Origin of the sequence: Plantibacter flavus (genome assembly GCF_051487245.1) — a bacterium.
GTDB classification, from domain to species: Bacteria; Actinomycetota; Actinomycetes; order Actinomycetales; family Microbacteriaceae; genus Plantibacter; species Plantibacter flavus_B.
Genome location: NZ_JAHVDH010000004.1, coordinates 521,985 through 545,873, shown reverse-complemented (window position 1 = coordinate 545,873; position 23,889 = coordinate 521,985). Strand labels below are relative to the sequence as shown.

Here is a 23,889-nt window from a genome sequence, read left to right as displayed (position 1 = left end):
GTCCCCGCCCGACCGGCGGTTCGGATCGCTCGGAGCAGCCGCGCGTCCCCTACCCTGTGAACGTGCCTGAGCGGTGGAAGCGACGAGTGCTGTTCGTCGAGGATCAGCGGATCATGAGCGTGCTGGTCGGCGAACTGCTGACGAACGCCGGCTTCGAAGTGGTCACCGTCTCGAGCGCCGCCGATGCCCTCGATCGCCTCGACGGATTCGATCCGGACGTCCTCGTGACCGACATCGAACTGGGCTCGCGTCCGGACGGTGTCGAGCTCGCGATGATCGCCCGGTCGCTCGCGCCGCATCTCGGCGTCGTGTTCCTCACCAGCTTCACCCGCGCAGCACGCAGTGGCCCAGGTCGAACCGTCACCGATGCTGTCACGGTCGACAAACTCACCCTCACCGACTCGAGCGAACTCATCGCCGCGATCGACGCATCGGTCCGGCCGGGGACGGCCACGCTGCCCATGGAGGCGCCGGAGGACGAGCTCATCGCCCGCCTGACCCCGCATCAGCGGCGCATCCTGTCCCTGATCGCCGCCGGTCTGTCGAATCTGGAGATCGCGGAGCGCAGTGGCGCCAGCGTCCGGGCCGTGGAGCGCAGCATCAGTCGGGTGTTCGACACCCTCGGGGTCTCCCACGTGAGCGCGATCAACCCGAGGGTCGCCGCCGCGAACCGGTACAGCCGCCTCTTCGGCCACCCTCCCGCAGAATGAAGCTGCCAGGCCCCGGACGGAGGTGGAGGCGGGCGTGGAGCGCCGCATTCACCGGAGGGGCGTTCTTCACCCGCTGGAGCTGGCTGTTGACGGCACCGTTCGCGCTGACCCTGCTCGGCGGACACGATGCGGCGTCCACAACGACGGAACGTCTCGGCGGGATCGGCGTCGCGGCGGGTGTCCACGTGGTCTGCGGCCTGATCGGGCTCGCGGCGGCATGGGCGGAACTGGCGACGGCCTCGCACCGCATCCGGCTCGCGATCGTCATCGTCGCGCTGCTGCTGATCGGGACGATGCGACCGTTGCTCATCAGCTGGTTCACCCAGCAGGCGGGCCTGCCGGCGTTCCCGGTGCCGATGTCCATCCGCCTCGCGACGAACGTCCTCGCGGTCGTGGTCGCCACGACGATGGTCGCGATCCTCGTGGACTCGTTGCGGCGTCGCAGCCGGACCGTGTCCCAGCTCGGCGTCGTCGCCGCATGGTTGGAGGCGGACCGGACGCACGGTGAGCGGCTCGTCGCCGAGGCCGGACGGATGCTCGGTTCCACCCGTCGACTCCTCCTCGTGCAGCTGCGTGCCCTGGAACAACGGGGAGCAGGGCTGCCCGCGCCGGACCGAGCCCAGGCGTTGCGCGAGTTCGCCCTGACCGTGGTCCGGCCGAGCAGCAGTCGCGTCTTCGAGCTGCGGGAGTCGGATGCCTTGGAGCGCGCGCTCGACCAGGAACCGCAGGGCGCCCGCCCGCCCGAGCGGCGGGAGCTGCGCATCGTGCCCGCGACCGTCGGCGTGCCGATCGGGTTGTACACGCTCCTGCTCATGCCGTTCGTGTTCGCGCGACTGCCGATCCCCGTGGCGCTCCTCGCCGCACTGGCCGCCGGCGTCACCGGCTCCCTGGGTGAAGTGCTCCTGGCCCGGACGGTGGCCCGCGTCAGCGATCGACGATGGTCGGCGGTCGCGGTCGTCGCCGGGACGGGTGCGACCGGCGCGGCGATCCTCGCGGTCACGACGCCGATCGTCGGCTCCGTCGCGCTCCTTCCCACAGCACCGGTGCTGTACGCGGTGCTGGGGGTCATGTGCGCTGCGGTCGCCAGTCTCACGGCCGAACTGAGAGCGCAGGAGTCGATGCTCTCCGACCGGATCCGCACCTACCGGGCCGACGAGCACGATGGTCGACGGCGCGCTGATCAGCGGCTGCTCGACGCCGCGCAGGAACTGCACGGCGAGGTCCAATCCATCTGCCTGGTCGCAGCGGCCCGGCTCGAACGTGGCGAAGGAGACCTGGTCTGGGAAGCGGCGGTGACCGACGCGCGGCGGGTCGTCGAAGCACTCGATGCTCCCCGCGCGCTCCAGCCGGTCACCGCGGAGGCCACGGTCCGCTCGCTGCTCGACGGCTGGGGGCGCGTCATCGCCATCCGGTACCAGGCCGACGACGGCATCTGGGAGCTCGCCGACCGGCGGCCTGAGATCCTGCAGCCGCTCGTCGACGCGATGTCAGAATCGCTGACGAACATCCTGCGACACAGCACCGAACGAGCGGCCGACATCATGCTTACCGCCACCGATGGTCGCATCCGGCTGACGGTCGAGTCGTCGGGCGGGATCGCCTCGATCACCGGCGACGGCATCGGGCTCCGCGCACTCCGGGCCCGGGTCGAATCCGTCGATCTGCGCCAGCACGGCGAGACGGTGCGGCTGACCGTCTCGTTCGACCTCCAGGCGTCGGTCGAGTCGTAATCTCCGAACCCTTCCCCGTGTGCCCCGTCCGGGGGAGATACCGTTCCAGCGTTCGGATCGAGGAAGAGGACTCATGCACGCTGGCGACCTGGGCCAACTCCTGCCGCTGGCGGTCGGGAGCATCATCAGCCCGCTGCCGATCGTCGCGATCGTGGCGATCCTGCTCTCGCCCCGGGGTCGAGCGAACGGTGTGGGCTTCGCGGCGACGACGACCGCCGTCGGCTTCGCCGTCACCGTGATCGCCGCGCTGACCACGACGGGTGCCGGTGCCGGGCACTCGGACGGTGACGACACCGTCGTCCTCGTCCTCACCTCCGTCCTGCTCGTCGGGTTCCTCGTGCTCGCCTGGCTCAGCTGGCGCAGCCGACCCCGCGCCGGTGCCGAACCGGTGACCCCGAGCTGGCTCGCCGCCGTTGACTCGCTGACTCCGGCGAAAGCTGCGGGGCTGGGGGCGCTGATGGCCGCGACGAACACGAAGAACATCCCGATCGAGCTGAAGGCGGGATCGCTGATCGGCGCCCAGGACCTCCCCGTGCTCACGGTCATCCTCCTGAGCCTGCTGTTCGCCGTGGTCGCAGCCTTCGGGGTGCTGCTCCCGACCGCCCTCGCAGCGAGCGGTTCCCCAGCCGTCTCCGCCGGACTCGTCCGTCTGAAGACCGAGATGATCCGCCACAACGCGGTCATCATGACGGTCCTGTTCGCGATCCTCGCCGCCGTCGAAGGCTCGCACCTCATCCACCAGCTCACATGACCGGAGGCATCTTCATGGACGATCAGGACCGTCGCATCGCACACACGCCCCTCGGCGACTACGCCGGCCATGGTGGCGAGGGCGTCATCTCCTGGCGCGGCATCCGCTACGCGCAGGCACCCGTCGGTGGGCTTCGCTGGCGCGCACCGGTCGCGGTGGGCGCGCACACCGGGATCCTCGACGCGACCGCGTTCGGGCCCGCCTGCCCGCAGCGCCCGAACCCCGCGGTGCCGCTCGGCCCCGACGCCGTGATGGACGAGGACTGCCTGTCGCTCAACGTCTGGGCTGCCGACGATGATCGTGCAGCAGAGGCGCGGCCGGTCATGGTGTGGGTGCATGGTGGCGCGTACACCTTCGGCTCGTCCAGCCAACCGCTCTTCGACGGTCGACACCTCGTGCAGGATGGCGGGGTCGTCCTCGTCACCGTCAACTACCGCCTCGGCGGCTTCGGCTTCCTCGACCTCACCAGCCTGGCCGGCGCCGCCGACGAGGCGGACAGCAATCTCGCGATCCGCGACGTCCTGCTCGCCCTCGAGTGGGTGCAGGCGAACATCGCGGCCTTCGGCGGGGACCCCGCCCGGGTCACCGTCTTCGGCGAGTCGGCCGGCGGTGGCATCGTGTCGACGCTGCTCGCGGTCCCGTCGGCGCGTGGTCTGTTCGCCCGCGCGATCGTGCAGAGCTCTCCCGCGACGTCCGTCTACGGCACCGAGCGGGCGAGATCCGTCGCCCAGCGCTTCTTCGACGAGGTCGGTGTGGACACGATCGACCAAGCACGGCAGTGCACTGCCGACCGGATCGTCGAGGCGAGCATGGCCGTCTATGCGGCGGTGCCGGCGGAGTCGCCCGGCGTGCTCCCCTTCGCACCCGTCGTCGACGGCGACCTGATCCCCGAACACCCCCTCACCGTCCTCCAGCAGGGGCGCGGCATCCCGGTCCCACTGATGATCGGGACGAACCGGGACGAAGCGACGCTGTTCAAGTACATGAAGTCGCCGCTCATGCCCATCACCGCGCCCACCATCGACGCGATGTTCGATGCGATGGCGGCCGAATACGAGGGCACCGAACTCCCCAGCAGGGCGCAGGTGCTCTCCGTGTACGAACATGCGCGGCACCGGGCCGTCGGACTCGGCATCGCGCGGGACATCGGCTTCCGCATGCCGACCGTCTGGTTGGCCGAAGGGCACAGCGCGGTCGCACCCGTGTGGCTGTACCGCTTCGACTTCACCACGCCGATGCTGCGCCTGCTCGGCATCGGCGCCACCCACGCGACGGAACTCCCGTACGTGTGGGGCAACCTCGACGCCACGCCGAAGGACCCGACGTTCATGCTCGGTGGGCGACGTCGCGGCAGCGCGGTCTCGCGGCGCATGCTCGCCCGGTGGACAGCGTTCGCGCGGGGAGACGCACCGGACGTCAACGGTGCAGCGATCTGGGGCGCCTACGACCGGTCCGAGCGCAGCACCCTCGTCATCGACGAGACCGATCGGTCGGTGCCCGACCTCGACCGCGAGCTCCGCGAAGGTTGGGGCGACACCGTGCTCGCGTTCCGCTGAGCGGGTTCAGGACCTCGTCAGGCCGCGCCACCGCGATGATCCCCGAGCTGATCCCGAAGCGTCCGGTTGTCGTCCTCGAGATCGAGCACCCGAGCGATCCCTGCGATGTTCACCCCGTCGTCGCGGAGGTCCGTGACACGCTTCAGCCGGTCGAGGTCGTCCTCGCTGTACCGCCGGGTGCCGCCCTCGGTGCGTGACGGCGTCAGGAGACCCTTGCTCTCGAACAGCCGCAGCGTCGCTTCCGGGACGCCGGCGAGTTGCGCCGCGACGGCGATGCCGTAGACGGGCGTCGCTGAATCACGTTCGGACATCCTGGGTGGCTCCTTCGAACGACTTGCAACCGATCCTGCGCTTGAGGTATAACAAATCTACACCACGAGGTGCAGATAATCGCACTTCACGGATGATTCGATCGATGAGCCCGTGGAAACGGGCGACACGGAAGGAGAACCCTCATGGCAATGACACTTGACCCGATCAGTCAGCTGGACCGCTTCGCTGCGACCGTGCTGGACTCCGTTCGCACACCCCGGCCGATGCCCGTGGACCTGTTCCGAGACGGCGACCGCTACGTGATGCTCGCCGATCTGCCGGGTATCGACCCCGGCTCGATCGACGTGGACGTCGACGGCGGGCAGCTCACCATTCGTGCTCAGCGCACCGCGGACACTCGCGAGGGCGTTCGGTGGCTTGCCCGGGAGCGCGGCGGCGGGCACTTCCTCCGCCAGTTCACCCTGGGTGACGGTGTGGACATCGACGGCATCAGCGCCTCCTACGACAGCGGTGTGCTGTCCGTCATCATCCCGGTGAGCGAGCGGGCGAAGCCGCGGAAGATCAGCGTGGACTCGACCGACAGCCCGGCACGGTCCGTGTCCGAACCGACGCACGCGGTCAGCGCCTGACCCGGTGCACGAACCCGCAGCGCCCGCACTCCCCACGGTGCGGGCGCTGCGCCGTTCGGTCACCCCGCACTCACCCTCGGGCGAGCTTCACGGCCCCGAGCAATCGTCTGGGAGTCTGCTGACGGCTCCCTCCGATGGGGTGAGGCGGGTGTACAAAGAAACCGCGTCCAATCGGTCGCCCTGCCCTCTCCGGCCAAGCCGGGGCCGGCAGTCGGAGGAGATGTGAGGAGAAGCCCTATGAGCGCAGCAGACAAGATCAAGAACGCCGCTGAAGACCTCGCCGGCAAGGCGAAGGAAGCCGTCGGCCACGTGACCGACAACGACAAGCTCGTCGCCGAAGGCAAGGCCGACCAGGCCAAGTCCGACGTGAAGCAGGCTGGCGAGAACGTCAAGGACGCGTTCAAGCACTGATTCGAGCAACACCGAACCGAGCGCCGGACCCCGCAAATGGGGCCCGGCGCTCGTCTGTTCCGGGATGGTCATGCGGGCCTCATCCGACGATCGCGTGCCGCCTTCTGGGGTGAATCCACCTGGGCGTTGGCGACGAATCCGTCGTGAAGCCGTGACAGTTCGTCCATTCCTCGCGTCTCTGCCTGTGACACGGAAACCGGTGCGGCACACGGCCCACCACGTGTCATCGACATCTCCATCTCGCGAGGACGACCCATGCACCACCACTTTCGAGCATCAGCGACCGAACCGGGTCGCACCGCACACCTCCGCCTCCCGTCCGGTGGGCTCGACAGCCTGCCCGTGCCGCTGCACCGCAGGTCCGCGGCTGGCAACGACCCGGAGAGCGCACGCCAGCACTACGAGGACACCTATCCGGGAAGCCGCTTCGTCGTCACCCGCGGCGAGGAACCGTTCTCGTTCCGCTGGAGATCCGTTGGGGACGACCGCGTCGTGTTGCGCTCCGCGGAGACGACCGGCCATCTGCGCGCAGACATCCCGCGGCTGGACGACTACGTCGTAGCCTGGCTCCAGGCCGGAAACGGACGTGTCGAACTGCGCGAGAGCACCACTGAGCTCCCGATCGCACCGTTCCTCATGCCGTTCGAGCGACCGTACGCGATCCATCTCTCCCCCCACCGGCAGAACTCCGTGCGCTTCGCCGCGCCGTTCCTCAGCGAGCTCGCCGCTGAGCTTCGCGGTGGCGACCACGGCCGGTTGCTGTCGTTCGACACCGCAGCGGTCCCGTCAGCCGACGCGATCCTGCAGTGGCGGACGACGCTCGCGGCCACCACGAGTGCACTCGTCGACGACGGCACCGCCCCGCTCGATCGGTTGCGAGCACAGCGTGATCTCGCCGCCGCCCTCCTGAACCTCTTCCCCTGGGAGCTGATCGACCTTCCGACAGTGCTCCGAGAGCCCTCGATGCAGCGTGTCCGGTCCGCGCTCGAGTTCCTCCACCATCACGCTGACGAGGCGATCACGCCCGCTGATGCCGCCCGCGCGGCGGGACTCCACACCAGGACCCTGCAGCAGCATTTCAGCCGGGTCCTGGACACCTCGCCCTCGGCGTACCTGCGCGATGTCCGGCTCGACCGGGCCAGGAGGGCTCTCACCCACCTCTCTCCGGGCCGGACCACCGTCGCCGCCGTGGCGAAGACGTGGCGGTTCGCCCACCTGGGTCGCTTCTCCGTGAGCTATCGCAACCGCTTCGGCGAACGGCCGAGCGACACGCTCCGGCACTGATCCGGCACGGACATATCCGAATAGTGAGCCTTTTCGAGCGAATCCTGCGTGTTCTCTGAGCGACCGTGAGGTTCGGCCGTGTCGATCAGTCTCATCAGTGTCGCCCGGCACACGGGCCACCGCAGCCGGGCACCCGAACTGCGACACCGAGAACACCCATCGAAGGAGCAACACCATGTCGAACACCACTGACACGACCAACCGTTCCGTTCCCACCTCGACCGGCGGAAAGACCACCATCGCCGACGGGGTGGTCGAGAAGGTCGCCGGCATCGCCGCCCGTGAGGTGCGCGGCGTGCACGATCTCGGTGGCGGGGCCGCCCGCGCGATCGGCGCCATCCGCAACGCCATCAACGCGCAGGACCGCGGGCAGGGCGTGTCCGTCGAGGTCGGCGAGAAGCAGGTCGCCGCCGACATCGTCATCGTCGCCGAGTACCCCGTCGACCTCCAGGCTGTCGCCGACCAGGTTCGCACGAGTGTCACCGACGCCATCACGAACGTCGTCGGCATGGAGGTCACCGAGGTCAACGTGACCGTCGCCGACGTCCACATCCCGTCCGACGACGACCACGACGCAGAAGAGAGCCGCGTCCAGTGAGCGCCGCCGACCGTGGGATGCTCGTCGGCGCCGTGCTGGCGCTGGCAGCCGTCGCCTTCGGCTTCTGGAGCATGATCCTCGTTGCAGCGTTCGTGCTGGTCGGCTGGGGCGTCGGGCGAGTGCTCGACGGCAAGCTCGACCTCCGGAGCGTCGGCGACGCCCTCCGCGGGCGGCGGTCGTCGTGAGCGCGGCGGTGACGGCAGAGCAGGCCGTGCACGGGAGGAACACCATCACCTCCCGTGCCGTGCGTCGCATCGTGTCGGCTGTCACCGCGGAAGCGCTGGGTGTGCGGGCGTCGGAGGTCTCGGTCGAGCTCTCCGACGCCCGCGGGGCCCTGACCGTCACCGCGAACACGCCGGTCCACGTGTCGCCGCTCGGCACCGCCGACGGCGCCTCGGGAACACTGCTGGAGCGACTCGCTCGCGCCCAGACGACCATTCGGGAACGATGCCTGCAGTTGACCGGGTCGACGATCGCGCACGTCGACCTCCACATCACCGGCGCGAAGCTCGAGCAACGAAGGAGGGTGTCATGAGCACCCAGTCCCTGTACCGGCGTGTGGTGCGCCGCGAAACGCACTCACCACGCTCCGGTCTCGCGATCACGCTCGCGATCCTCCTGGCACTCGTCCTCGCGTGGCTCGGGACCGAGTCGGTGCTCGCGGCGATCGGTCAGCTGCCGCTCCTGGCGGCACCGGAGGACATCGTCACCGCTGTGCTGACCGCTGCGACCGCGCCCGCACCACTCCTCGTGGGCGCCGGCGTCATCGGGGCGATCGTCGGCCTCGTGCTCGTCGTGCTCTCGCTGACCCCGGCGCGCCTGGGTCGTCGCGGAGGCGCATCCGCTCGCACGGCGGCCGTGGTGGACGACCGGGTGATCGCGCAGTCGCTCGCCCGCGTCGCCGCACACGCGGCTGACGTCGACCCCTCACAGGTGAACGTCAGCGTCGGTGCACGGAGCGCCCTCGTCGAGGTCACCCCCACGAGTGGACGCTCGTTCCAGCGTCGAGAGGTCGAGCAAGCGGTCGACGCGGAGGTCGCGTCGTACGACTACCGACCATCCCTCCGCGCCAAGGTGCGCATCGCAGAACATGGAGTCATCGCCTGATGAATTCCACCAATCGGTTCCTCAACCGCATGTTCATCTTCGTCGTCGGACTCATCGCCCTGGCGGCCGGAGCGGCGGTGTCCGTCGGAGCCGTCCTCCCCGACGTTCAGAAGACGGTGAGCGACAACGCGGAGCGCGCCGTCACCCCGACGGTGGACACCATCGCCGCACAGCCCTGGATCCTCTGGGTCGCAGCGGTGGCGGCTGCGCTGCTCATCGTCCTCCTGCTGTGGTTCGTGCTCCGTCAGGGTCACGGGCACACGGGCACACTCCTCCAGGTCGGCGCTCAGCGCTCGCGCAACACCCCGACCGGAGGCAGCGTGACGCTCGATGTGACCGTCGCGGCACGGGTCCTCGAAGAGGCTGTCGGTCGCAATCCCGACGTGGTCTCCGTCGATGTGACCGGGTTCCGCATCCGTGGCCAGCGCACGCTCCGACTGACGGTGCACGCCCGCCGGGGCAGCTCACCGGTGCGGATCCGCCGCGCCGTCGACGCTGTGGTCACCGAATGGGACGGCGTCCTCGGCGCCGAGACCCCCGTGGTGGTCCAGATCGTCAGCGGGCTGCGAACGAGATTCGCGAGCACCAACCGGGTCGTCTGAATCGATCGACCCCTCGACGACGGACACCCGTTCCACCACAACACGCAGGATCGATGCACCGCACTCGCGGCGCGAGGAGGAAGACATGAGCGACGACATCCAGCACCCCGACGACCACCACATCCCCACCCCGGCGGACGTGCGGGCGAAGCACCCGACCGCCCTGGTACCCGCTCACCAGAACGACGACGAGGTGCGGACGATCGAATCGCACGACGGCGAGTCGATTGCGCGACCATCGAGTGCCTCGCAGCAGGACCACCTCGCAGAGCGCATCGCCGAGACGGCGTCGACGATCCCGGGGGTGCACGGCCTCGGCTCAGCTCCCGCGCGCGTCATCGACAGCGCTCGGACCCGCCTCCTCGGGCGCACCGCCGTGCCCGGAGTCAGCGTGCTCGTCGAAGGAGCAACCACCTCCGTGGAGGTCGATCTCGTGGCCGAGTACCCCGCCAACGTCACCGAGCTCGCCGACACCGTTCGCGCCGCGGTCGGCCACACGCTGGACGACCAGCCTGGCGGCAGGATCGCGGTCGACGTCACCGTGAGCGACGTGCACGGTCCGTTCGACCCGCCCGAGCCCGACCCGGCTGCTGCCATCGACGCCGGCTCCGACAGCCCTGCGGCCGGCACGACGGACAGCTCTCCGCAGCAGACCGAACCGGACGCCTCCGTGGCAGCGCAGGACGCCGAGCCGAGCGTCGGATCCGATCAGCCCGGATCACAGCCCTGAAAGCGAGACGTCCATGTCGTTCCCCCGTCGTTCCACCTCGTCGGGCCACCGCGCACGTCCTCGCGCCGTGTGGGCCGCTGCACTGACCGGATTGCTCTTCGTCCTCCTGGTCGTCATGGGCGTCCTGCTGCCGATCCTCGGGTTGATCGGGGCAGCCGACGGAGCCACTGTCGGTGTTCTGGACGTTCCCGTCGGCAGCATCGCCGGCGCGCTGCTCATCGGCTACGTGCTCGCCTCGCTGTTCCTCTTCCTCAGCTTCCGGTCGCGCAACGGCGCGGTGTCGTGGGTGCTCTCCGTCGCCGCTGTGGTCTCAGCACTGCTCGTCTCCCTGTGGCCGATCGTCGCCGTCGCCATCGCGGGTGTCGACCAATCGCAGGACATCATCCCGTTCATCCAGGACCTGATCGCCAGAGTCACGACACAGTAGCCTCATCGCGCTATCGTGTTCCCACGCTCGGGAGCGGCCCGGGCATCGACCTCTCCGCCGATTCGACGGAGTGGTCCTCCGGACCTGGACTGGGGACACCATGGACGCGAGCGGCACCCCTCGCCGCCGACCTCTCGCGGTGACAGCTGCGGTCGCCGTGCTGTATCTGGGCGGTTTCGCGCAGATCATGCTCGGCATCGTCTCGATCTTCCTGCGCTACTCGACCGAGGTGCAGGCGGGAGGTCTGGCCCTCACGGTGACGCTGTTCGGAGCCGGAATGGTGCTGTTCGGCCTCTTCATGATCGCCGTCGCTTCCGGGGTGGCGCGGGGCAGCAGGCTCTCTCGGACGACGGCGTCGGTGGTCGTGCTGCTGGCCCTCGCGCTGGCATTCGCAGACCTGATCGTCGCCGCCGACGGCGACTGGTCGGCGGTGCTGATCCAGTCGATCGTCGCGGCCGCCGTGCTCCTGCCGCTCTGGCTCGGTGCTGGGCGTCGCTACTTCGCCGCACGCTGAGCGATCGCCCGCTCCTCATCCCGCTTGGCGATCCGCCGGTGGGCGAACCGGACGATCTCGATGAGTGCGATCGACGCGAGTGAGGTGGCGAGCACCAGGAGCGCGGTCGGCAGCGACGGGTCGACGAACTGCAGGAAGTCCCGAACGATCGGCACCGTGTAGACGAGCACGAGGCCGATCATCATGACGCCGATGACCGCGCCCTTGAACCGGGTCACCGGCCGGGAGAGGACGACGAGGATCCACAGGCCGATGATCGTCAGGATGAGCGTCGACCCGGTCCGGATCTCCGCCTGCGGGATCTGCATGCCCTCAGCGAGGCGTGCATAGGCCGTGATGCCGAGCGTCACCGCAACGCCGGCCGGAACGGCGAAGCTCAAGGAGCGCCTCAGGAAGCCGGGGATGTAGCGCTGCGCGTTCGGGAGGAGTGCCAGGAAGAACGCCGGAAGGCCGATCGTCAGCCCGTCCGAGATCGACAGCTGCCGCGGGAGGAACGGGAAGGGGAGCATGAGGATACCGAAGACGATGGCCAGGAACGTCGCGTAGGCGGTCTTGGTGAGGAAGAGCATCGAGACGCGTTCGATGTTGGCGATGACCTGGCGGCCTTCCGCGACCACCGACGGCAGGTGCGAGAAGCGGCCGTCCAGGAGGATGAGCCGGGCGACAGCCTTCGTCGCCGCCGCACCGGAGTTCATCGCGATGCCGATGTCGGCCTCCTTGATGGCCAGGGCGTCGTTCACCCCGTCACCGGTCATCGCCACCGTGTGTCCGGCAGCGCGGAGGACGACGACGATCCGTCGCTTCTGATCGGGGGTCACCCGCCCGAACACGAGATGTTCGTCGAGCACCCGAAGCAGGGCGTCGTCGTCGTCCGGAAGGTTCCGCGCGTCGAACCCGTCGGGTGCGTCGAGTCCGACATCCCGGGCGATTGCTGCGACCGTCTGCGGGTTGTCGCCGGAGATGATCCGCACCGCGACCTCCTGCGCGGCGAAGTAGGACAGCGTCTCGGCCGCATCGGGGCGGATGCTCTCCCGGAAGGTCAGCAGGGCGACCGGTACGGCGTCGTCGGGGACGGTCTCATCGTCGGTCGGTGTGCCGAAGGCGAGGACGAGCGTCCGTCGCCCGGTCGCCGCGAGTCGTTCCGCCTCCGCGGCGAGCGCGCGTCGAGCGGGGTCGTCGCCTGTCGCGGGGAAGACCATCTCGGGGCCGCCGAGGATCCACATGCCATCGGGGAAGACGACCGCGCTCCACTTGCGCGCGGAGGAGAACGCGACGCGGCCGACCGGGTCGGCAGAGGGTCGATCCGTGAACCGGGTGGCGAGGCTCCTGGCGGTGGCGTTCGCATCGGTCTGCACGCCGTACCAGGCGAGGACCTGCTCCCAGCCGGGCTGTTCGTGGAGCGGATGAGCGGCGTCGAACACGATGTCGCCCTGCGTGAGCGTCCCGGTCTTGTCGAGACAGATGATGTCGACCCGCGCGAGCGCCTCCACCGCCGGCAACTCCTGGACGAGCACCTGCTTGCGCGCGAGCTTCACCGCCCCCGCGGCGAACGAGATGCTCGTCATCAGCACCAGCCCGAGTGGCACCATCGCCACGATCGCGGCGATGGTGGCGGTCGCCGCATCGCGCCAGGCCCCGTTCGACGTCGCATCCGCCCACCCGCCGACCGCCGTCATCTGCGCGTTCAGGACGAGGAGGGCGACGGGGCCGACGATCCACGTCACCCACTTCAAGACACGGTTGATCGATGTCCTGAGCTCTGAGGCGATGAGGGAGAAGCGCTTCGCCTCGGCGGCCAGGGAGTTCGCGAACGAGTCGGCTCCGACCCGGTCGACGACAGCACGGCCTTCGCCGGCGACGACCGTGGAACCGGACAGGACGCGGTCGTCGGCCGACTTCTCGACGGGGTCCGATTCACCGGTGAGCATCGACTCGTCGACCTGCAGACCGTGCGTCTCGACCACGACGGCATCGGCGGGCACCTGGTCGCCGGCCCGGATCACGATGAGGTCGTCGAGGACGACGTCTCCGACGGCGATCTCCGCCTCCGTGCCGTCTCGGAGCACTCGGGCATTCGGCGAGTTGAGCAACGCGAGCCTGTCGAGGGATCGTTTCGCCCGGAACTCCTGGACGCTGCCGATGACGGCGTTCGCGAGCGCGCTGAATCCGAAGAGCGCGTCCTGCCACCGGCCGATCGCGAGCAGCACGAGGAAGCAGACGAGGATGATGCCGTTGAACAGGGTGAGCACGTTCGCGCGGACGATGCTCCACACGCTCCGGCTCGTCGCCTGGGTGAACGCGTTCGTCCGGCCCGTCGCAACACGCTCAGCGACCTCGGCCGCACTCAGACCCTCGTGCAACGGTTCCCCCTCTCCCCGCCCGTCGGCTTGCCCCGCTGCCGCACCTTGCGACACACGCTAGTGGACGTGACGCCGATGCAGTCAGGACTCGTACCCGAGGGCGTCTGGCCCGTGGCTCTCCCAGGCGCCGCTGCTCAGAGGTGGAGGATCGTCTGATAGAGGTTGTGGTCTTGCCAGACGCCGGCGATCTGCAGGTACTGCGGGGCCATACCGATGTGCTCGAAGCCGGCCTTGAGCAGTACTCGCTGTGACGGGACGTTGTGCAGCAGGGTGCTCGCCTCGAGTCGGTGCAGGCCGAGATCGTCGCGGGCCATGCGGACAATCGTCTGCACCGTCGCGCTCGCGAGACCCTTGCCGGTGTACCGCCCATCCACCCAGTAGCCGAGCGCTGCGCTCTGGAACGGGCCGCGCACGATTCCCGCCACGTTGAACCGCCCGACGATGGTCGTGCCGTCGAACAGGCCGAGGGAGTAGGCGTTCCCGGCGTCACTCGCCGCGATCCTGCTGACGAGGTCTGCCGATTGCGCGGCCTCGGTGAAGAACCCGTCCTGCCGGGCAGGCTCCCAGGGCGCCAGATGAGTGCGATTGCGCGAATAGGCTTCGGCGAGCGCCCCCGCATCGTCGAGGGTCAGCGGCCGCAGGTCGATGCCGTCTCCGAGGTTGGACGCGGTGAACACGGCTCCAACTGTAGCCACCTTGCGAACACTCCTCCGCGTTCACCTCTGCTCGTCACTCGATGCTCGTCGCTCGATGAGAACGGTGTCGCGCCAGTGACCGGCCCACGGGCCGTAGCTCATGCGCGCAATGCGTTCGCGTCGTCCGACGATGCGGAAGCCTGCTTTGTCGTGGAGTGCGAGGCTCGCGGTGTTCTCGGGGAAGACGCTCGACTGGATCGTCCAGATTCCTGCGGCTTCAGCAGCGTCGATGAAGCCCGCAAGGAGCTGCGTACCGACACCTCGTCCAGCTGCTGCGGACGCGACATAGACGGAGTGCTCGACGACGCCGCGGTACACCTCGCGCGCAGAGACGGGTGATGCTGCGACCCAACCCAGCACGGTCCCCGACTCGTGGACGGCAACGAGCCGGCCGATGGTGAGTTTGCCCGCGTCGAACTGTTCCCAGCTCGGGGGCTCGGCTTCGAAAGTGGCGTTACCGATGGCGATGCCCTCGCGGTAGATGGCTTCGACGGAACTCCAGTCGGCGGCGACGAGAGAACGGACCGTTACGACGCCGGTCACGGACGGATCGCTTGGGATGCGCGTTCGAGCCCGTCGGTGATGACGCGGAAGTACGCCCAACGGCCGCGCTGTTCACGGGTGGCAAGTCCTGCGTCCACAAGGATCTTCATGTGATGCGACACGGTGGGCTGCGAGAGCCCGACGGGCTCGGTGAGGTCGCAGATGCACGCCTCACCGCCGTCGCTGGCAGCGATCAGGGAGAGGAGGCGCACGCGGGTCGGGTCGCCGAGCGCTTTGAAGGTGTGGGCGATCCGTTCGGCTTCGTCGAGTGCGAGCACGCCGCCGGTGACGGGGGTGCAGCAGGCGGCGGCGTCGGCTTCCAGGAGTGGCAGTTCGATCGGCATGGACACAGTCTGACACGTCGTATTGACATCTGTCGATACATGGATCAGTGTCGATGCATTGATGATTGTCGATTGGAGTTGACGATGCTGAACGAGCTGCCCGTGATCGTGATTGGTGCCGGCCCCCAGGGCTTGGCTGCTGCGGCGCACCTGCTGGAGCGGGATTTGCCGGTGCTGGTGCTGGAGGCCGGTTCTTCGGCTGCGGCTGCGGTGTCGGAGTGGGGTCACGTGCGGTTGTTCTCGGACTGGTCCGAGCTCGTCGACGCGGCCTCCGCGCGACTGCTCGCGCCGACCGGATGGACGGCTCCGACGACCGGGTACCCGACCGGCGCGCAGTGGATCAGCTCCTATCTCGCGCCGCTCGCTGACACCCTGGGGAAGCGGGTGCGGTTCGATGCTCGTGTGGTGGGGGTGTCGCGGCGCGGTCGTGACCGACTCGTGGACGCCGGGCGTGCGGAGCAGCCGTTCACCGTGCACGTCGAGGCGGCGGACGGGACAGAGTATCGGCTCGATGCTCGCGCGGTCATCGACGCCTCGGGCACCTGGTCGACGCCGAACCCGGCTGGTGCTGACGGTCTGCCGGCGCTCGGGGAGCGGGCGGCGTCCGAGACGCTCAGCTACCAGATTCCGGACTTCCGGAACCGGGCCGGGTTCGAGGGCAAGCACACCGTCGTCGTCGGCTCTGGTCACTCGGCGGTGACGGCCGCGATCGCGTTGGCCCGGGTCGCGCGCCGGGCTCCGGACACGACGATCACCTGGGTGCTGCGCCGCGGCACGGTGGGGAACACGTTCGGCGGCGGCGACGCTGACGAGCTGCCCGCGCGCGGCGCGCTGGGTGCGAAGGCGAGAGAGCTCGTCGACGGTGGCCTCATCAACCTTGTCACCGGGTTCCGGGTCGAGCGCGTTGCCCGCGACGGCGACCGGACCGTCCTGGTGTCCGAGGATGGCCGAGAGCTGCCCGCCGCGGACCGGGTGATCGTGCTGACCGGGTTCCGGCCTGACCTGTCGTTCCTGTCCGAGCTGCGGATCGAGCTCGACCCGACCCTCCAGGCTCCGGTGCGGATCGCGGCCGAGGTCGACCCGAACCTGCACTCGTGCGGCTCGGTCGCCGCGACCGGAGCACGGGACCTCGCGCAACCGGAACCGGACTTCTACATCGTCGGTGCGAAGTCCTACGGGCGTGCGCCGACGTTCCTCGCGATGACCGGCTATGAGCAGGTGCGTTCGGTCGTCGCCGCCCTGGCAGGTGACCAGGCTGCAGCCGAGCGGGTGGAACTCGTCCTCCCGGACACGGGTGTCTGTGGCGGGGCCGGCCTGTTCGACGCGGCCGGTGCGTCGCTGGGTGGTTCGTGCTGCGCGGTGCCGGAACAGGTGCTGCAGATCGGCCGCGCCCCAGCAAGCGTCTGACCGCACGCTGCGGGGAGCTACCGGGTGAGCAAGGTCGTGCGGATCTGCTCGGTCACGGCTTCTCGCAGCGGACGCACGGCCTCGGCGTCCCAGGCCTCGGGGTTCGGGAACGACCATGCAAACACCTCACCACGCGGGCTAGACGGCAGGGTCAGCCCGGACTTCATGAGCACCACGACGTCGGCCTGATCCAGGTCCGCTGCGGTCACGGCGCGCGGGACGCGGTCGGTGATGTCGAGTCCGAGCTCGGCGACGGTTGCCGCGACGGCGGGGTTCACCGCGCCTGATGGGTCGAGGCCCGCTGAGGTTGCGGTGAAGCGGTCACCGGCGAGGTGTTCAAGCAGGGCTGCGCCGAGTTGGGAGCGGCCGGCGTTGTGCTGGCAGATGAACAGGACGACAGGCTTGGTCGTGGTCATGGTGCGTGCTGGTGCTTTCTGGTCAGGAGGCGAGCAGGCGGGGAGCAAGGTCCGCGATGCGGCGCTCCAATTCGGCGTAGGCGGCGTCGAACGCGGCATCGGTGCCGACTCGCACGGGGTCCGGGATCGACCAGTGCAGGTCTCCGGTGAAGCCGATGTCCTCGTGCGCGTTGTCGCACACGGTGATGACGAAGTCGTCCGCGCCCAGCACCGTGTCGAGGGCGCTCGGCGCGGTCGCCGGGAGGGCGAGCTGATGACGTTCGGCGGTGGCGAGCGCGCCCGGCGCGATCCGCTCAGCGGGGTGGGTGCCACCGGAGGCGACGGGGATGCTGCTCTGCTGCACCCACAGGGCGGCGGCGAGCTGGGAGCGTGCGGAGTTCGCGGAGCACACGAACACCACGCGGCTCGCGGTGCCTGCAGCACCCGGGACGAGGCCGTTGAATGCGCCGCTCGTCAGGTGCACATAGCTGCGCCGCCGGTCACCCTCGGAGGTGTGCCGGGTGATCATGCCGACCGATTCGAGCACGTTCAGGTGGTGGGTGATGAGGTTTCCGGGCACGCCGAGCGCCACCCGGATCTCTGTCGGGGACAGGTCTCCCAGGGTGAGCAGGTCGATCACCTGCAGGCGCGTCGGGTCGCTCAGCGCGGCGTGCTTCGCCGCCCGCGCCTCGACCGCATCATTTCGTTCGATGTTCATTGCTTCAATATTGACTGAAGTAACTTTGTGAGTCAAGATGGTGCCGCCATGAAAGCCCGCCCGCATCTGCTCCGTCGCGCCGTGGCATCGCCGCGTATATGGCTGCGCAAGTCCTCGGCGGGATCGCAGGGACCGTGCTCGCCGGGTCCATGTTCGACACCGCCCCGTCGTTCTCCACGACCGATCGGGTGAGCGCCGGGAGCCTGCTCGGTGAGGTCGTCGCGACCGCCGGGCTCATCCTGGTGCTCGTGCTGGACCCGAGCACCTCACGCAGCACGGCCGACGTCGTCGTTCCTCATCCTCTCGAAGCCAAGATCTGAAAGGCACCACCTCATGCATCTCGCAGTCATCGGCGGCAGCGACGCCGGCATCTCCACGGCCCTCCGCGCCCGAGAACTCGACCCCTCCGTAGACGTGACCGTGATCGTCGCGGACGCGTACCCGAACTTCTCCATCTGCGGCATCCCCTACTACTTCTCCCGCGAGGTCCAGCCGTGGCAGTCGCTCGCGCACCGCACCCACGCCGACCTCGAAGCCACCGGCATGCGCTTGCGGCTGAACACCCTGGCCACCGGCATCGACGTCGCAGGTCAGCGCCTCACCGTGCGCGATGAGCGCGGCACGGAGTCGACGATCGCCTACGACGAACTCATGGTCGGCACCGGAGCCTCCCCGTCCACCGCGGGCATCGCCGGGCTCGACCAGCTCGGCCCCGACGACGGCGTGCATCTGCTGCACTCCATGGGCGACACCTTCGCGCTCGAGAACTACCTCGACACGCATCAGCCGGGATCCGCGATCATCGTCGGCGCCGGATACGTGGGCCTGGAAATGGCCGAAGCGCTCACCGTCCGCGGCCTGCAGGTCACCCAGGTGCAGCGCGGCCCCGAGGTGCTCTCCACCCTCGATCCCGAACTCGGCTCGCTCGTCCATGACGAACTCACCCGGCACGGCGTCGACGTCGTGACCGGCACCCGCGTTGAGCGGATCAACAAGACGAGCAGCGGCCTGACCGTGTCCGGGCAGCAGGACGGGAGGGCGTTCGAGCGTGGTGCCGAGCTCGTGCTGGTGGTCGTCGGTGTGCGCCCGAACACGAGCCTGCTCACCGAGGCCGGCGCTTCCACCGGACCGGGCGGCGCGGTCGTCGTCGACGAGCAGATGCGCACCGGCCTGCCACACGTCTGGGCGGCCGGCGACGGCATCGTCACCCACCACCGCCTGCTGGGCGTCACCTATCTGCCCCTCGGCACCACCTCGCACAAGCAGGGCCGCGTCGCAGGTGAGAACGCGATCGGCGGGAACGCCCGGTTCGCCGGGTCACTCGGCACCCAGGTGGTGAAGGTCTTCGACCTGGTCGCCGCACGCACTGGCCTCCGGGACCAGGAAGCGGTCACGGCCGGGTACTCGCCGCACAGTTCGACGGCGATCGCGGACGACCACAAGGCCTACTACCCGGGAGCCACCCCGATCAGCATCCGCATCACCGGGGCCACCGACAGCGGGTTGCTGCTCGGCGCACAACTCGTCGGCACCCGCGGCGCGGAAATCGCCAAGCGCGTCGACACCTATGCCACCGCGCTGCACCATGGCATGAGGATCGACGCGATGAGCGACCTCGACCTCTCCTACACACCGCCGCTCGGGTCCCCGTGGGATGCCGTGCAGGTGGCCACACAGGCATGGAGCCGCGATGTGCTGAGCCAACCGATAGACCTGTGAGCGGAGAACGGCCGTCGCTTCGGGCACGCCCAGCGGACACTCGACATGTCTGCACGTCTGGCGCCCGACGGACGGAGCTAGGGTGGGCGGGTGAGTTCTGATAACGACGTCATCCACGCTCTCAGCTCGGGCCCCGGTGCGGGTCTGGTGATGGACTTCGACGGTGTGCTCTCGCCGATCACGGACGATCCGGCCAAGAGCGAGTTGATGCCGGGCACGGAGAAGATCCTCGAGAGCCTGGCCGAGAAGCTCTCCGCTGTCGCACTGCTCTCCGGGCGACCAGTGAGCTTCCTGGCCGAACGAGCCTCGATCCCCGGCGTGCACCTCTACGGTTCGTACGGGCTCGAGCACCTCACCGCTGATGGCATCGATGTCCTCCGCGAGGCCCGGGAATGGGCAGCAGCCGTCGACGCTGCGACCCGGGATCTCCACCGGGAACTCGACGACGTCGACGGCGTCCATGTCGAGGACAAGTCACTTGCGGTCGCCGTGCACTGGCGACGTGCACCCGACCGCGAGGCGGCCGAGACGTCGATCGCTCCACTCGTCGAACGCGTGCGCTACACGTACGGGCTCAGACGGGAACCCGGCAAGCTCGTCGAGGAGCTGCGGATGCCGTTGGACGAGGACAAGGGCACGGCGCTGCACCGGATCATCCGCACTCACGGATTGCGCACCGTCGCATACGCGGGCGATGACCGCGGCGACCTCCCGGCGTTCGAGGCCGCGCTCGCCACCGGCGGGTATGCTCTCGTCGTCGAAGCCTCCGATGTCGCGCCGGAGGTGAGCCGCGTCCCAGGGACCCACTTCCACGGCCCCGAGGAGTTCCAGACCTGGCTCAAGGAACTCTACGATTCCCTGAGCTGATCGGGTCACCCGGCGCTGACCGCTCGTTCCGTGACACCTCGTGCGCATCGTCGACCGAACACCGGCGGACCGTTCGGGGTAGCCTCTCACCGATCGTCGAACCGCAGCCGAGCCGACCCTCGTCGAGGAGCTCCTGAAGAAGGAACGCGCAGCACGCGGGCTGCCTCCGGCACCGGCATGGGACACGGGAGCGTCTCGCCCCGGAGGGCACCGACCGGCATCAGACCGTCGAAACCCGATACGTTGAGCCGGTGACCGTCCTCGAGGAGTACCAGTGGCTCGTCGAAGCCGAACTCCAGAACACCCCCTTTGCCGTGACCCCGATCGCCGGAGGCTTCACGGTGGGCTTCAACCTGGCTGACGCGCAGTGGTGGAACGTGCTGCAACTGAACGACGTGTCGGACAGCATCACCTACACCGTGCGTGTGGACGAGAGACGGCGGCGGTTCAGCATCAACGACACGCTCAGGAGCATGAGTTGGTCCGCTGGCGTGAACGGGTTCGTGCCGAGGCTCTCGTGGTCGTTCTCCGTGCAGTCCGGTCGTGTCCGGTACGGCAGGGTGATCATGTTGGGCACCTCGCCAGGTGGCTTCGAGGTCGCGTTCAGCCCGGACAACGAGCGAGCACGCATCAAGGAGATCGGCGAGCAGCTCGGACTTCGACCGGGGCTCGGTCGCAGCGCGAAGATCGGACTGTGGACGGCGGTCGGGAGTGTCGCGTTCGGCGCGATCGCGTGCGGCATCATCGCCATCGCCCTGGCCGTGACCGGGGCCCACTGACCGATCGTCCCCTGCGTCGGCCCGACCGCTCACGACGCGGCGGTCGGAACCACGGTGAGCGTATGTGAACCGTCACGTTTCCGGCGACCGACGTATGGATGTCGTGAAGACGCTCGCCTGCGCGAATGCCGGGGCGTAGACCGGACGTCATGCACATCCCATCGGCCGTTTCGGACCCGCTCAGACCCCTCTTCGCAGCGCTCTCCGGGAGCGAGTCATGACCCTCACGACGATCCTGCCCTCGCTGCGCCGAAGCATCCCCGACCCGTTCGTCGCCGACCGATGGCCCGAATGCACCAGCCTCACCACGACGGATGTGGTCGTCGCCGGAGTTCCGATGGTGCGCCTGTTCGAACTGTGCGGGAGCCCCTGCGTGCACACCGCTGCTGCCGTCATCCCCGGTTCCGGCGGGCGTCCGTCACCGTCAGAGCAGACCACGGTCGTCGTCACGCGCGTCGTGTCTGCGACGTTCGGTGAGGGCGGCTATCACCTCGTCATCGACGCCTGCATGTCGGAGCTCGACCCGTGCTGGTCGGAGCTCCGACTGATCGGGCGTGCCTCCACGACCCACACGGTCGAGTTCCGCATCGACAGCGAGTGCCGACCGGATCGACCCGACGTCGATCAGCGCGTCCTGCTCCCCCGCGACCTCGCACCCGGCGACCTGCTCGCCATGCCGTGCCGAGGCACTGCAGTGCTCCGGCAGCTGCGTCCGGGCGGCACGGCCCCGACCGGAGGAAGCGCGGCGTCGTGACCGCCTCAGCTCAGTGTCGCCGGTCGAGCGCCGATGACGCCCGAGCACCGTCGAACAGTTTGAATACACCCCGTGGAATGGCGGTACGCCCCACGAGGGATCAGTCGATGATCCGCTCGTGGCGGGAGTGGCGCTGCACGTCGTACAACGCGGTAGGCCCCTCGCAGGGGATCGCAACGAGGTCACCCTGCCGAACGTCCGATGGCAGCTCGACGCACTCCTCGCGGCTCCACGTCACCGCCGTCGGTCGCATCCGCGCCTGTACCGTGCCCGGCCCCGCAGGTCGGCCGATGATGCGCGCATGGCGCAGCAGCGGCCGGCATCCGGTGATCTCCGCGTCGGTCCACACGTCGATGCCAGCGAAGTCGAGTGCTTCGATCACCGCTTCGATGCGTGTGACCAGGACGGACACGACGCGACCGTTCTCACCCGGTGCGTTGCGCAGCATCGGGGTTCCCTCTGCCTCAGCCAGGTGGAGGAGCGACTCCTCGCCCAGCAGCACGTCTGTCTCCTGCACGCTGGACTCCAACGGCCACACACCGCGGCTGTTGCGGGCCAGCGCCGCCCGGTGATACCAGACCAGGGAATTCATGCTGCTCATGCGCGCTGCCTCCATCAGAATGTGCGTCTGACATCCGGTCTACTCCGGGGCGGAGGGCGACGGGCGGCCCCTCACGGAACCCATGCGCGCCTTCGGTCGATCCTGACGGAACGCGTGCGCCAGGCGAGTGGTCCATGGAACGGCCGGGACTAGCGCGTTCGCCCCAGTGCCTCCTGAAGCGACCGGATGTGCGCACCGAGCGTTCCCGAGGCGAGCAGCCCGGAGCCGAGCGGGCCCGAAGGGTCTTCTCCGAGGAGCGGCAGTTGCTGGAGTGCGGATCGGACCGGGTCGCTCAGGTGTTCGAGCTGCCACGCGAGTTCGGCCGCGCCGCCGCTTCCCGGGGCCGCGAGCTCAGCAGCCTTCGCTGCGTAGGCCGCGGCACCGAGAGCATGCGCGCCCATGTGCGCGACACCCGCGGCTTGCCCCGCTGCCCAGGCTGCGGCTTTGGCCGCAGGCGACGTCACCGCGTGCGAAGCCCGATTCGCCACGAATCGTCGACGGATCTCACCTGCGGCATCCAACTCGCCGTCTGCGAACGCTCGCGCGCGGGCGATGGCATCCTGTGGTCGGCCGTCTTCCGGAGCCTCCGCCTCGAACACGGGCAAGACCCGCTCAGCACAGTCAGCTGCCCAGGCGGCAACGCGGCGACGGTCTGGTTCACTCAACGTCTGCGGGGAGGGCATACCGTCACCCCTCAGGCCTCGGGGTGCAGGCTGGCGTCCGCCGCGGTGCGCCGCCACGACGTGAACCGAACCGTGAGGCCGGCACGGGACGGCGCGCAGCAGAACGGCCCGGCCATCACTGTGGCATTCGGGTCGAGGGGTGCGACACGAACCAGTCGCCACGGCTCGTCGTCGACGCGGGCGCGCACAGTGAGCGCATCGCCCGAACGGCTCCCGCGAACCGTCACCAACCGACCTGCCCAGGCGGGCACCGGGGCCAACGACCAGTCCGAGGCGCCCCTCGTCACGACGGCACCCAGGCTCTCCTCCCCGTCACTGAGTTCCACGCCGGCCTTGATCCAGGTCTCGTCGTCGACCTTGACGAACAACCCGGCCTGGTCGAACTGCTCGGAGAAGTCGAGGTGGAACTGCACCTCGACCGCAGATTCAGGGGCGAACGACGCCAGCAACGCGTGCTCTGAGGCGTGGACGAACCCGTAGGAGGTGGTGCGCCACGCGTCGCTGCCCTCGCGGGCCGTGACCCGCAGTCCGTCCCCGTCGGCGGAGACGCGCTCAGGTTCGTTCGTCCAGGTCCCGCTGGTCCAAGCGATCGTGTCCGTCATGGTGTCCTTTCGAAATGCCAACGGCATCCTCGACGTCGGCGAGCGGATCGAGTTTTCGATCGCCGCAACACCGGCAACACCGGCATCACCACGGCGAATG

31 protein-coding genes are annotated in these 23,889 nt (G+C 69.0%); 21 read left to right on the top strand and 10 right to left on the bottom strand.

The annotated features are described in order from the left end of the window. The first annotated feature begins 62 nt into the window (after window positions 1-62). The 4 genes from KXS11_RS12850 to KXS11_RS12835 all read left to right on the top strand — a co-directional run bounded on the left by KXS11_RS12850 (window position 63) and on the right by KXS11_RS12835 (window position 4,747). Window positions 63-710: a response regulator gene (locus tag KXS11_RS12850; RefSeq protein WP_437385985.1), complete on the top strand. Its 648-nt coding sequence runs from the start codon at window positions 63-65 to the stop codon at window positions 708-710. Beyond that, window positions 707-2,440, top strand: coding sequence for a hypothetical protein (locus tag KXS11_RS12845; protein WP_437385984.1), 1,734 nt, complete (start codon window positions 707-709; stop codon window positions 2,438-2,440). Before KXS11_RS12850 ends, KXS11_RS12845 begins: the two co-directional genes overlap by 4 nt. Before the next feature lie 73 nt (window positions 2,441-2,513). After that, window positions 2,514-3,191 carry a GAP family protein gene (locus KXS11_RS12840; RefSeq protein ID WP_437385983.1) on the top strand — a complete coding sequence of 226 codons (678 nt, stop codon included), beginning with the start codon at window positions 2,514-2,516 and terminating at the stop codon, window positions 3,189-3,191. Further along, window positions 3,188-4,747 (top strand): carboxylesterase/lipase family protein, encoded by a 1,560-nt coding sequence (locus KXS11_RS12835; RefSeq protein WP_437385982.1) that lies wholly within the window; start codon window positions 3,188-3,190, stop codon window positions 4,745-4,747. Before KXS11_RS12840 ends, KXS11_RS12835 begins: the two co-directional genes overlap by 4 nt. A gap of 17 nt (window positions 4,748-4,764) precedes the next feature. Here KXS11_RS12835 and KXS11_RS12830 read toward each other — a convergent pair whose 3' ends face one another. After that, window positions 4,765-5,058 carry a MerR family transcriptional regulator gene (locus tag KXS11_RS12830; protein WP_437385981.1) on the bottom strand — a complete coding sequence of 98 codons (294 nt, stop codon included), beginning with the start codon at window positions 5,056-5,058 and terminating at the stop codon, window positions 4,765-4,767. A gap of 144 nt (window positions 5,059-5,202) precedes the next feature. Between KXS11_RS12830 and KXS11_RS12825 the strand changes: the two genes are divergently transcribed. The 11 genes from KXS11_RS12825 to KXS11_RS12775 all read left to right on the top strand — a co-directional run bounded on the left by KXS11_RS12825 (window position 5,203) and on the right by KXS11_RS12775 (window position 11,322). Next, complete coding sequence (locus KXS11_RS12825; RefSeq protein WP_437385980.1) at window positions 5,203-5,649, top strand: Hsp20/alpha crystallin family protein; 447 nt, start codon at window positions 5,203-5,205, stop codon at window positions 5,647-5,649. A 237-nt stretch (window positions 5,650-5,886) separates the two neighbouring features. Beyond that, entirely contained in the window at window positions 5,887-6,060 is a 174-nt protein-coding gene (locus KXS11_RS12820) for a CsbD family protein (RefSeq protein ID WP_437385979.1), read from the top strand. Window positions 6,061-6,315: 255 nt separating this feature from the next. After that, the gene (locus tag KXS11_RS12815; RefSeq protein WP_437385978.1) at window positions 6,316-7,344 is read left to right on the top strand and encodes a helix-turn-helix transcriptional regulator; all 1,029 of its coding nucleotides are present in this window, start codon (window positions 6,316-6,318) and stop codon (window positions 7,342-7,344) included. A 175-nt stretch (window positions 7,345-7,519) separates the two neighbouring features. Continuing rightward, the gene (locus KXS11_RS12810; protein WP_437385977.1) at window positions 7,520-7,942 is read left to right on the top strand and encodes an Asp23/Gls24 family envelope stress response protein; all 423 of its coding nucleotides are present in this window, start codon (window positions 7,520-7,522) and stop codon (window positions 7,940-7,942) included. Then, window positions 7,939-8,127, top strand: coding sequence for a DUF2273 domain-containing protein (locus KXS11_RS12805; protein ID WP_437385976.1), 189 nt, complete (start codon window positions 7,939-7,941; stop codon window positions 8,125-8,127). Before KXS11_RS12810 ends, KXS11_RS12805 begins: the two co-directional genes overlap by 4 nt. Then, a complete protein-coding gene (locus tag KXS11_RS12800) occupies window positions 8,124-8,477 on the top strand; it encodes a hypothetical protein (protein WP_437385975.1) in 354 nt (117 codons plus the stop codon). Before KXS11_RS12805 ends, KXS11_RS12800 begins: the two co-directional genes overlap by 4 nt. Next, window positions 8,474-9,049: a hypothetical protein gene (locus KXS11_RS12795; RefSeq protein WP_437385974.1), complete on the top strand. Its 576-nt coding sequence runs from the start codon at window positions 8,474-8,476 to the stop codon at window positions 9,047-9,049. Before KXS11_RS12800 ends, KXS11_RS12795 begins: the two co-directional genes overlap by 4 nt. Further along, the gene (locus tag KXS11_RS12790; protein ID WP_437385973.1) at window positions 9,049-9,651 is read left to right on the top strand and encodes a hypothetical protein; all 603 of its coding nucleotides are present in this window, start codon (window positions 9,049-9,051) and stop codon (window positions 9,649-9,651) included. Before KXS11_RS12795 ends, KXS11_RS12790 begins: the two co-directional genes overlap by 1 nt. Window positions 9,652-9,736: 85 nt before the next feature. Then, window positions 9,737-10,381 (top strand): Asp23/Gls24 family envelope stress response protein, encoded by a 645-nt coding sequence (locus tag KXS11_RS12785; protein WP_437385972.1) that lies wholly within the window; start codon window positions 9,737-9,739, stop codon window positions 10,379-10,381. Window positions 10,382-10,394: 13 nt separating this feature from the next. After that, window positions 10,395-10,808: a hypothetical protein gene (locus tag KXS11_RS12780; protein ID WP_437385971.1), complete on the top strand. Its 414-nt coding sequence runs from the start codon at window positions 10,395-10,397 to the stop codon at window positions 10,806-10,808. Window positions 10,809-10,908: 100 nt separating this feature from the next. Continuing rightward, window positions 10,909-11,322, top strand: a complete 414-nt coding sequence (locus KXS11_RS12775; RefSeq protein ID WP_437385970.1) for a hypothetical protein — start codon at window positions 10,909-10,911, stop codon at window positions 11,320-11,322. Here the strand turns inward: KXS11_RS12775 and KXS11_RS12770 are convergent. The 4 genes from KXS11_RS12770 to KXS11_RS12755 form a co-directional block, all read right to left on the bottom strand. After that, window positions 11,304-13,682, bottom strand: a complete 2,379-nt coding sequence (locus KXS11_RS12770; RefSeq protein ID WP_437385969.1) for an HAD-IC family P-type ATPase — start codon at window positions 13,680-13,682, stop codon at window positions 11,304-11,306. The two genes, KXS11_RS12775 and KXS11_RS12770, sit on opposite strands and share 19 nt — an antisense overlap. Before the next feature lie 134 nt (window positions 13,683-13,816). Then, on the bottom strand, window positions 13,817-14,359 hold the full coding sequence (locus KXS11_RS12765) for a GNAT family N-acetyltransferase (protein ID WP_437385968.1): 543 nt from the start codon (window positions 14,357-14,359) through the stop codon (window positions 13,817-13,819). Between the two features lie 39 nt (window positions 14,360-14,398). Next, complete coding sequence (locus tag KXS11_RS12760; RefSeq protein ID WP_437385967.1) at window positions 14,399-14,920, bottom strand: N-acetyltransferase family protein; 522 nt, start codon at window positions 14,918-14,920, stop codon at window positions 14,399-14,401. Beyond that, the gene (locus tag KXS11_RS12755; RefSeq protein WP_437385966.1) at window positions 14,917-15,264 is read right to left on the bottom strand and encodes an ArsR/SmtB family transcription factor; all 348 of its coding nucleotides are present in this window, start codon (window positions 15,262-15,264) and stop codon (window positions 14,917-14,919) included. Before KXS11_RS12755 ends, KXS11_RS12760 begins: the two co-directional genes overlap by 4 nt. An 84-nt stretch (window positions 15,265-15,348) precedes the next feature. On the opposite strand from KXS11_RS12755, the gene KXS11_RS12750 reads away from it, so the two are divergent. Continuing rightward, window positions 15,349-16,671 (top strand): NAD(P)-binding domain-containing protein, encoded by a 1,323-nt coding sequence (locus tag KXS11_RS12750; RefSeq protein ID WP_437385965.1) that lies wholly within the window; start codon window positions 15,349-15,351, stop codon window positions 16,669-16,671. 17 nt (window positions 16,672-16,688) lie between these two features. On the opposite strand, the gene KXS11_RS12745 is transcribed toward KXS11_RS12750, so the two are convergent. Together KXS11_RS12745 and KXS11_RS12740 are read right to left on the bottom strand one after the other, a co-directional pair. Next, window positions 16,689-17,087, bottom strand: a complete 399-nt coding sequence (locus KXS11_RS12745; RefSeq protein ID WP_437385964.1) for a low molecular weight phosphatase family protein — start codon at window positions 17,085-17,087, stop codon at window positions 16,689-16,691. 22 nt (window positions 17,088-17,109) lie between these two features. After that, entirely contained in the window at window positions 17,110-17,784 is a 675-nt protein-coding gene (locus tag KXS11_RS12740; protein ID WP_437385963.1) for a helix-turn-helix domain-containing protein, read from the bottom strand. A 98-nt stretch (window positions 17,785-17,882) separates the two neighbouring features. Between KXS11_RS12740 and KXS11_RS12735 the strand changes: the two genes are divergently transcribed. From KXS11_RS12735 to KXS11_RS12715, 5 genes are all read left to right on the top strand, one after another. Beyond that, on the top strand, window positions 17,883-18,104 hold the full coding sequence (locus KXS11_RS12735; RefSeq protein WP_437385962.1) for a hypothetical protein: 222 nt from the start codon (window positions 17,883-17,885) through the stop codon (window positions 18,102-18,104). Between the two features lie 13 nt (window positions 18,105-18,117). Then, complete coding sequence (locus tag KXS11_RS12730) at window positions 18,118-19,503, top strand: FAD-dependent oxidoreductase (protein ID WP_437385961.1); 1,386 nt, start codon at window positions 18,118-18,120, stop codon at window positions 19,501-19,503. Window positions 19,504-19,593: 90 nt separating this feature from the next. Beyond that, window positions 19,594-20,370, top strand: a complete 777-nt coding sequence (gene otsB, locus KXS11_RS12725) for a trehalose-phosphatase (RefSeq protein WP_437385960.1) — start codon at window positions 19,594-19,596, stop codon at window positions 20,368-20,370. Window positions 20,371-20,621: 251 nt separating this feature from the next. Further along, the gene (locus tag KXS11_RS12720) at window positions 20,622-21,149 is read left to right on the top strand and encodes a hypothetical protein (RefSeq protein ID WP_437385959.1); all 528 of its coding nucleotides are present in this window, start codon (window positions 20,622-20,624) and stop codon (window positions 21,147-21,149) included. Between the two features lie 217 nt (window positions 21,150-21,366). Continuing rightward, window positions 21,367-21,903: a hypothetical protein gene (locus KXS11_RS12715; protein WP_437385958.1), complete on the top strand. Its 537-nt coding sequence runs from the start codon at window positions 21,367-21,369 to the stop codon at window positions 21,901-21,903. 100 nt (window positions 21,904-22,003) lie between these two features. Here KXS11_RS12715 and KXS11_RS12710 read toward each other — a convergent pair whose 3' ends face one another. The 3 genes from KXS11_RS12710 to KXS11_RS12700 all read right to left on the bottom strand — a co-directional run bounded on the left by KXS11_RS12710 (window position 22,004) and on the right by KXS11_RS12700 (window position 23,789). Then, the gene (locus KXS11_RS12710; RefSeq protein ID WP_437385957.1) at window positions 22,004-22,519 is read right to left on the bottom strand and encodes a hypothetical protein; all 516 of its coding nucleotides are present in this window, start codon (window positions 22,517-22,519) and stop codon (window positions 22,004-22,006) included. Window positions 22,520-22,653: 134 nt separating this feature from the next. Next, a complete protein-coding gene (locus KXS11_RS12705; RefSeq protein ID WP_437385956.1) occupies window positions 22,654-23,187 on the bottom strand; it encodes a putative immunity protein in 534 nt (177 codons plus the stop codon). 11 nt (window positions 23,188-23,198) lie between these two features. Continuing rightward, window positions 23,199-23,789 (bottom strand): DUF1349 domain-containing protein, encoded by a 591-nt coding sequence (locus KXS11_RS12700; protein ID WP_437385955.1) that lies wholly within the window; start codon window positions 23,787-23,789, stop codon window positions 23,199-23,201. Window positions 23,790-23,889: the final 100 nt, after the last annotated feature.

Bases quoted from the DNA above. Each gene is read 5' to 3' on its own strand.
- KXS11_RS12835 (WP_437385982.1), top strand. From the start codon at position 3,188: ATGACCGGAGGCATCTTCATGGACGATCAGGACCGTCGCATCGCACAC.
- KXS11_RS12810 (WP_437385977.1), top strand. From the start codon at position 7,520: ATGTCGAACACCACTGACACGACCAACCGTTCCGTTCCCACCTCGACC.
- KXS11_RS12790 (WP_437385973.1), top strand. From the start codon at position 9,049: ATGAATTCCACCAATCGGTTCCTCAACCGCATGTTCATCTTCGTCGTC.
- KXS11_RS12825 (WP_437385980.1), top strand. From the start codon at position 5,203: ATGGCAATGACACTTGACCCGATCAGTCAGCTGGACCGCTTCGCTGCG.
- KXS11_RS12795 (WP_437385974.1), top strand. From the start codon at position 8,474: ATGAGCACCCAGTCCCTGTACCGGCGTGTGGTGCGCCGCGAAACGCAC.
- KXS11_RS12700 (WP_437385955.1), bottom strand. From the start codon at position 23,789: ATGACGGACACGATCGCTTGGACCAGCGGGACCTGGACGAACGAACCT.
- KXS11_RS12745 (WP_437385964.1), bottom strand. From the start codon at position 17,087: ATGACCACGACCAAGCCTGTCGTCCTGTTCATCTGCCAGCACAACGCC.
- KXS11_RS12730 (WP_437385961.1), top strand. From the start codon at position 18,118: ATGCATCTCGCAGTCATCGGCGGCAGCGACGCCGGCATCTCCACGGCC.
- KXS11_RS12715 (WP_437385958.1), top strand. From the start codon at position 21,367: ATGACCCTCACGACGATCCTGCCCTCGCTGCGCCGAAGCATCCCCGAC.
- KXS11_RS12785 (WP_437385972.1), top strand. From the start codon at position 9,737: ATGAGCGACGACATCCAGCACCCCGACGACCACCACATCCCCACCCCG.
- KXS11_RS12840 (WP_437385983.1), top strand. From the start codon at position 2,514: ATGCACGCTGGCGACCTGGGCCAACTCCTGCCGCTGGCGGTCGGGAGC.
- KXS11_RS12755 (WP_437385966.1), bottom strand. From the start codon at position 15,264: ATGCCGATCGAACTGCCACTCCTGGAAGCCGACGCCGCCGCCTGCTGC.
- KXS11_RS12830 (WP_437385981.1), bottom strand. From the start codon at position 5,058: ATGTCCGAACGTGATTCAGCGACGCCCGTCTACGGCATCGCCGTCGCG.
- KXS11_RS12775 (WP_437385970.1), top strand. From the start codon at position 10,909: ATGGACGCGAGCGGCACCCCTCGCCGCCGACCTCTCGCGGTGACAGCT.
- KXS11_RS12710 (WP_437385957.1), bottom strand. From the start codon at position 22,519: ATGGAGGCAGCGCGCATGAGCAGCATGAATTCCCTGGTCTGGTATCAC.
- KXS11_RS12705 (WP_437385956.1), bottom strand. From the start codon at position 23,187: ATGCCCTCCCCGCAGACGTTGAGTGAACCAGACCGTCGCCGCGTTGCC.
- KXS11_RS12820 (WP_437385979.1), top strand. From the start codon at position 5,887: ATGAGCGCAGCAGACAAGATCAAGAACGCCGCTGAAGACCTCGCCGGC.
- KXS11_RS12845 (WP_437385984.1), top strand. From the start codon at position 707: ATGAAGCTGCCAGGCCCCGGACGGAGGTGGAGGCGGGCGTGGAGCGCC.
- KXS11_RS12780 (WP_437385971.1), top strand. From the start codon at position 10,395: ATGTCGTTCCCCCGTCGTTCCACCTCGTCGGGCCACCGCGCACGTCCT.
- KXS11_RS12740 (WP_437385963.1), bottom strand. From the start codon at position 17,784: ATGAACATCGAACGAAATGATGCGGTCGAGGCGCGGGCGGCGAAGCAC.
- KXS11_RS12815 (WP_437385978.1), top strand. From the start codon at position 6,316: ATGCACCACCACTTTCGAGCATCAGCGACCGAACCGGGTCGCACCGCA.
- KXS11_RS12735 (WP_437385962.1), top strand. From the start codon at position 17,883: ATGGCTGCGCAAGTCCTCGGCGGGATCGCAGGGACCGTGCTCGCCGGG.
- KXS11_RS12750 (WP_437385965.1), top strand. From the start codon at position 15,349: ATGCTGAACGAGCTGCCCGTGATCGTGATTGGTGCCGGCCCCCAGGGC.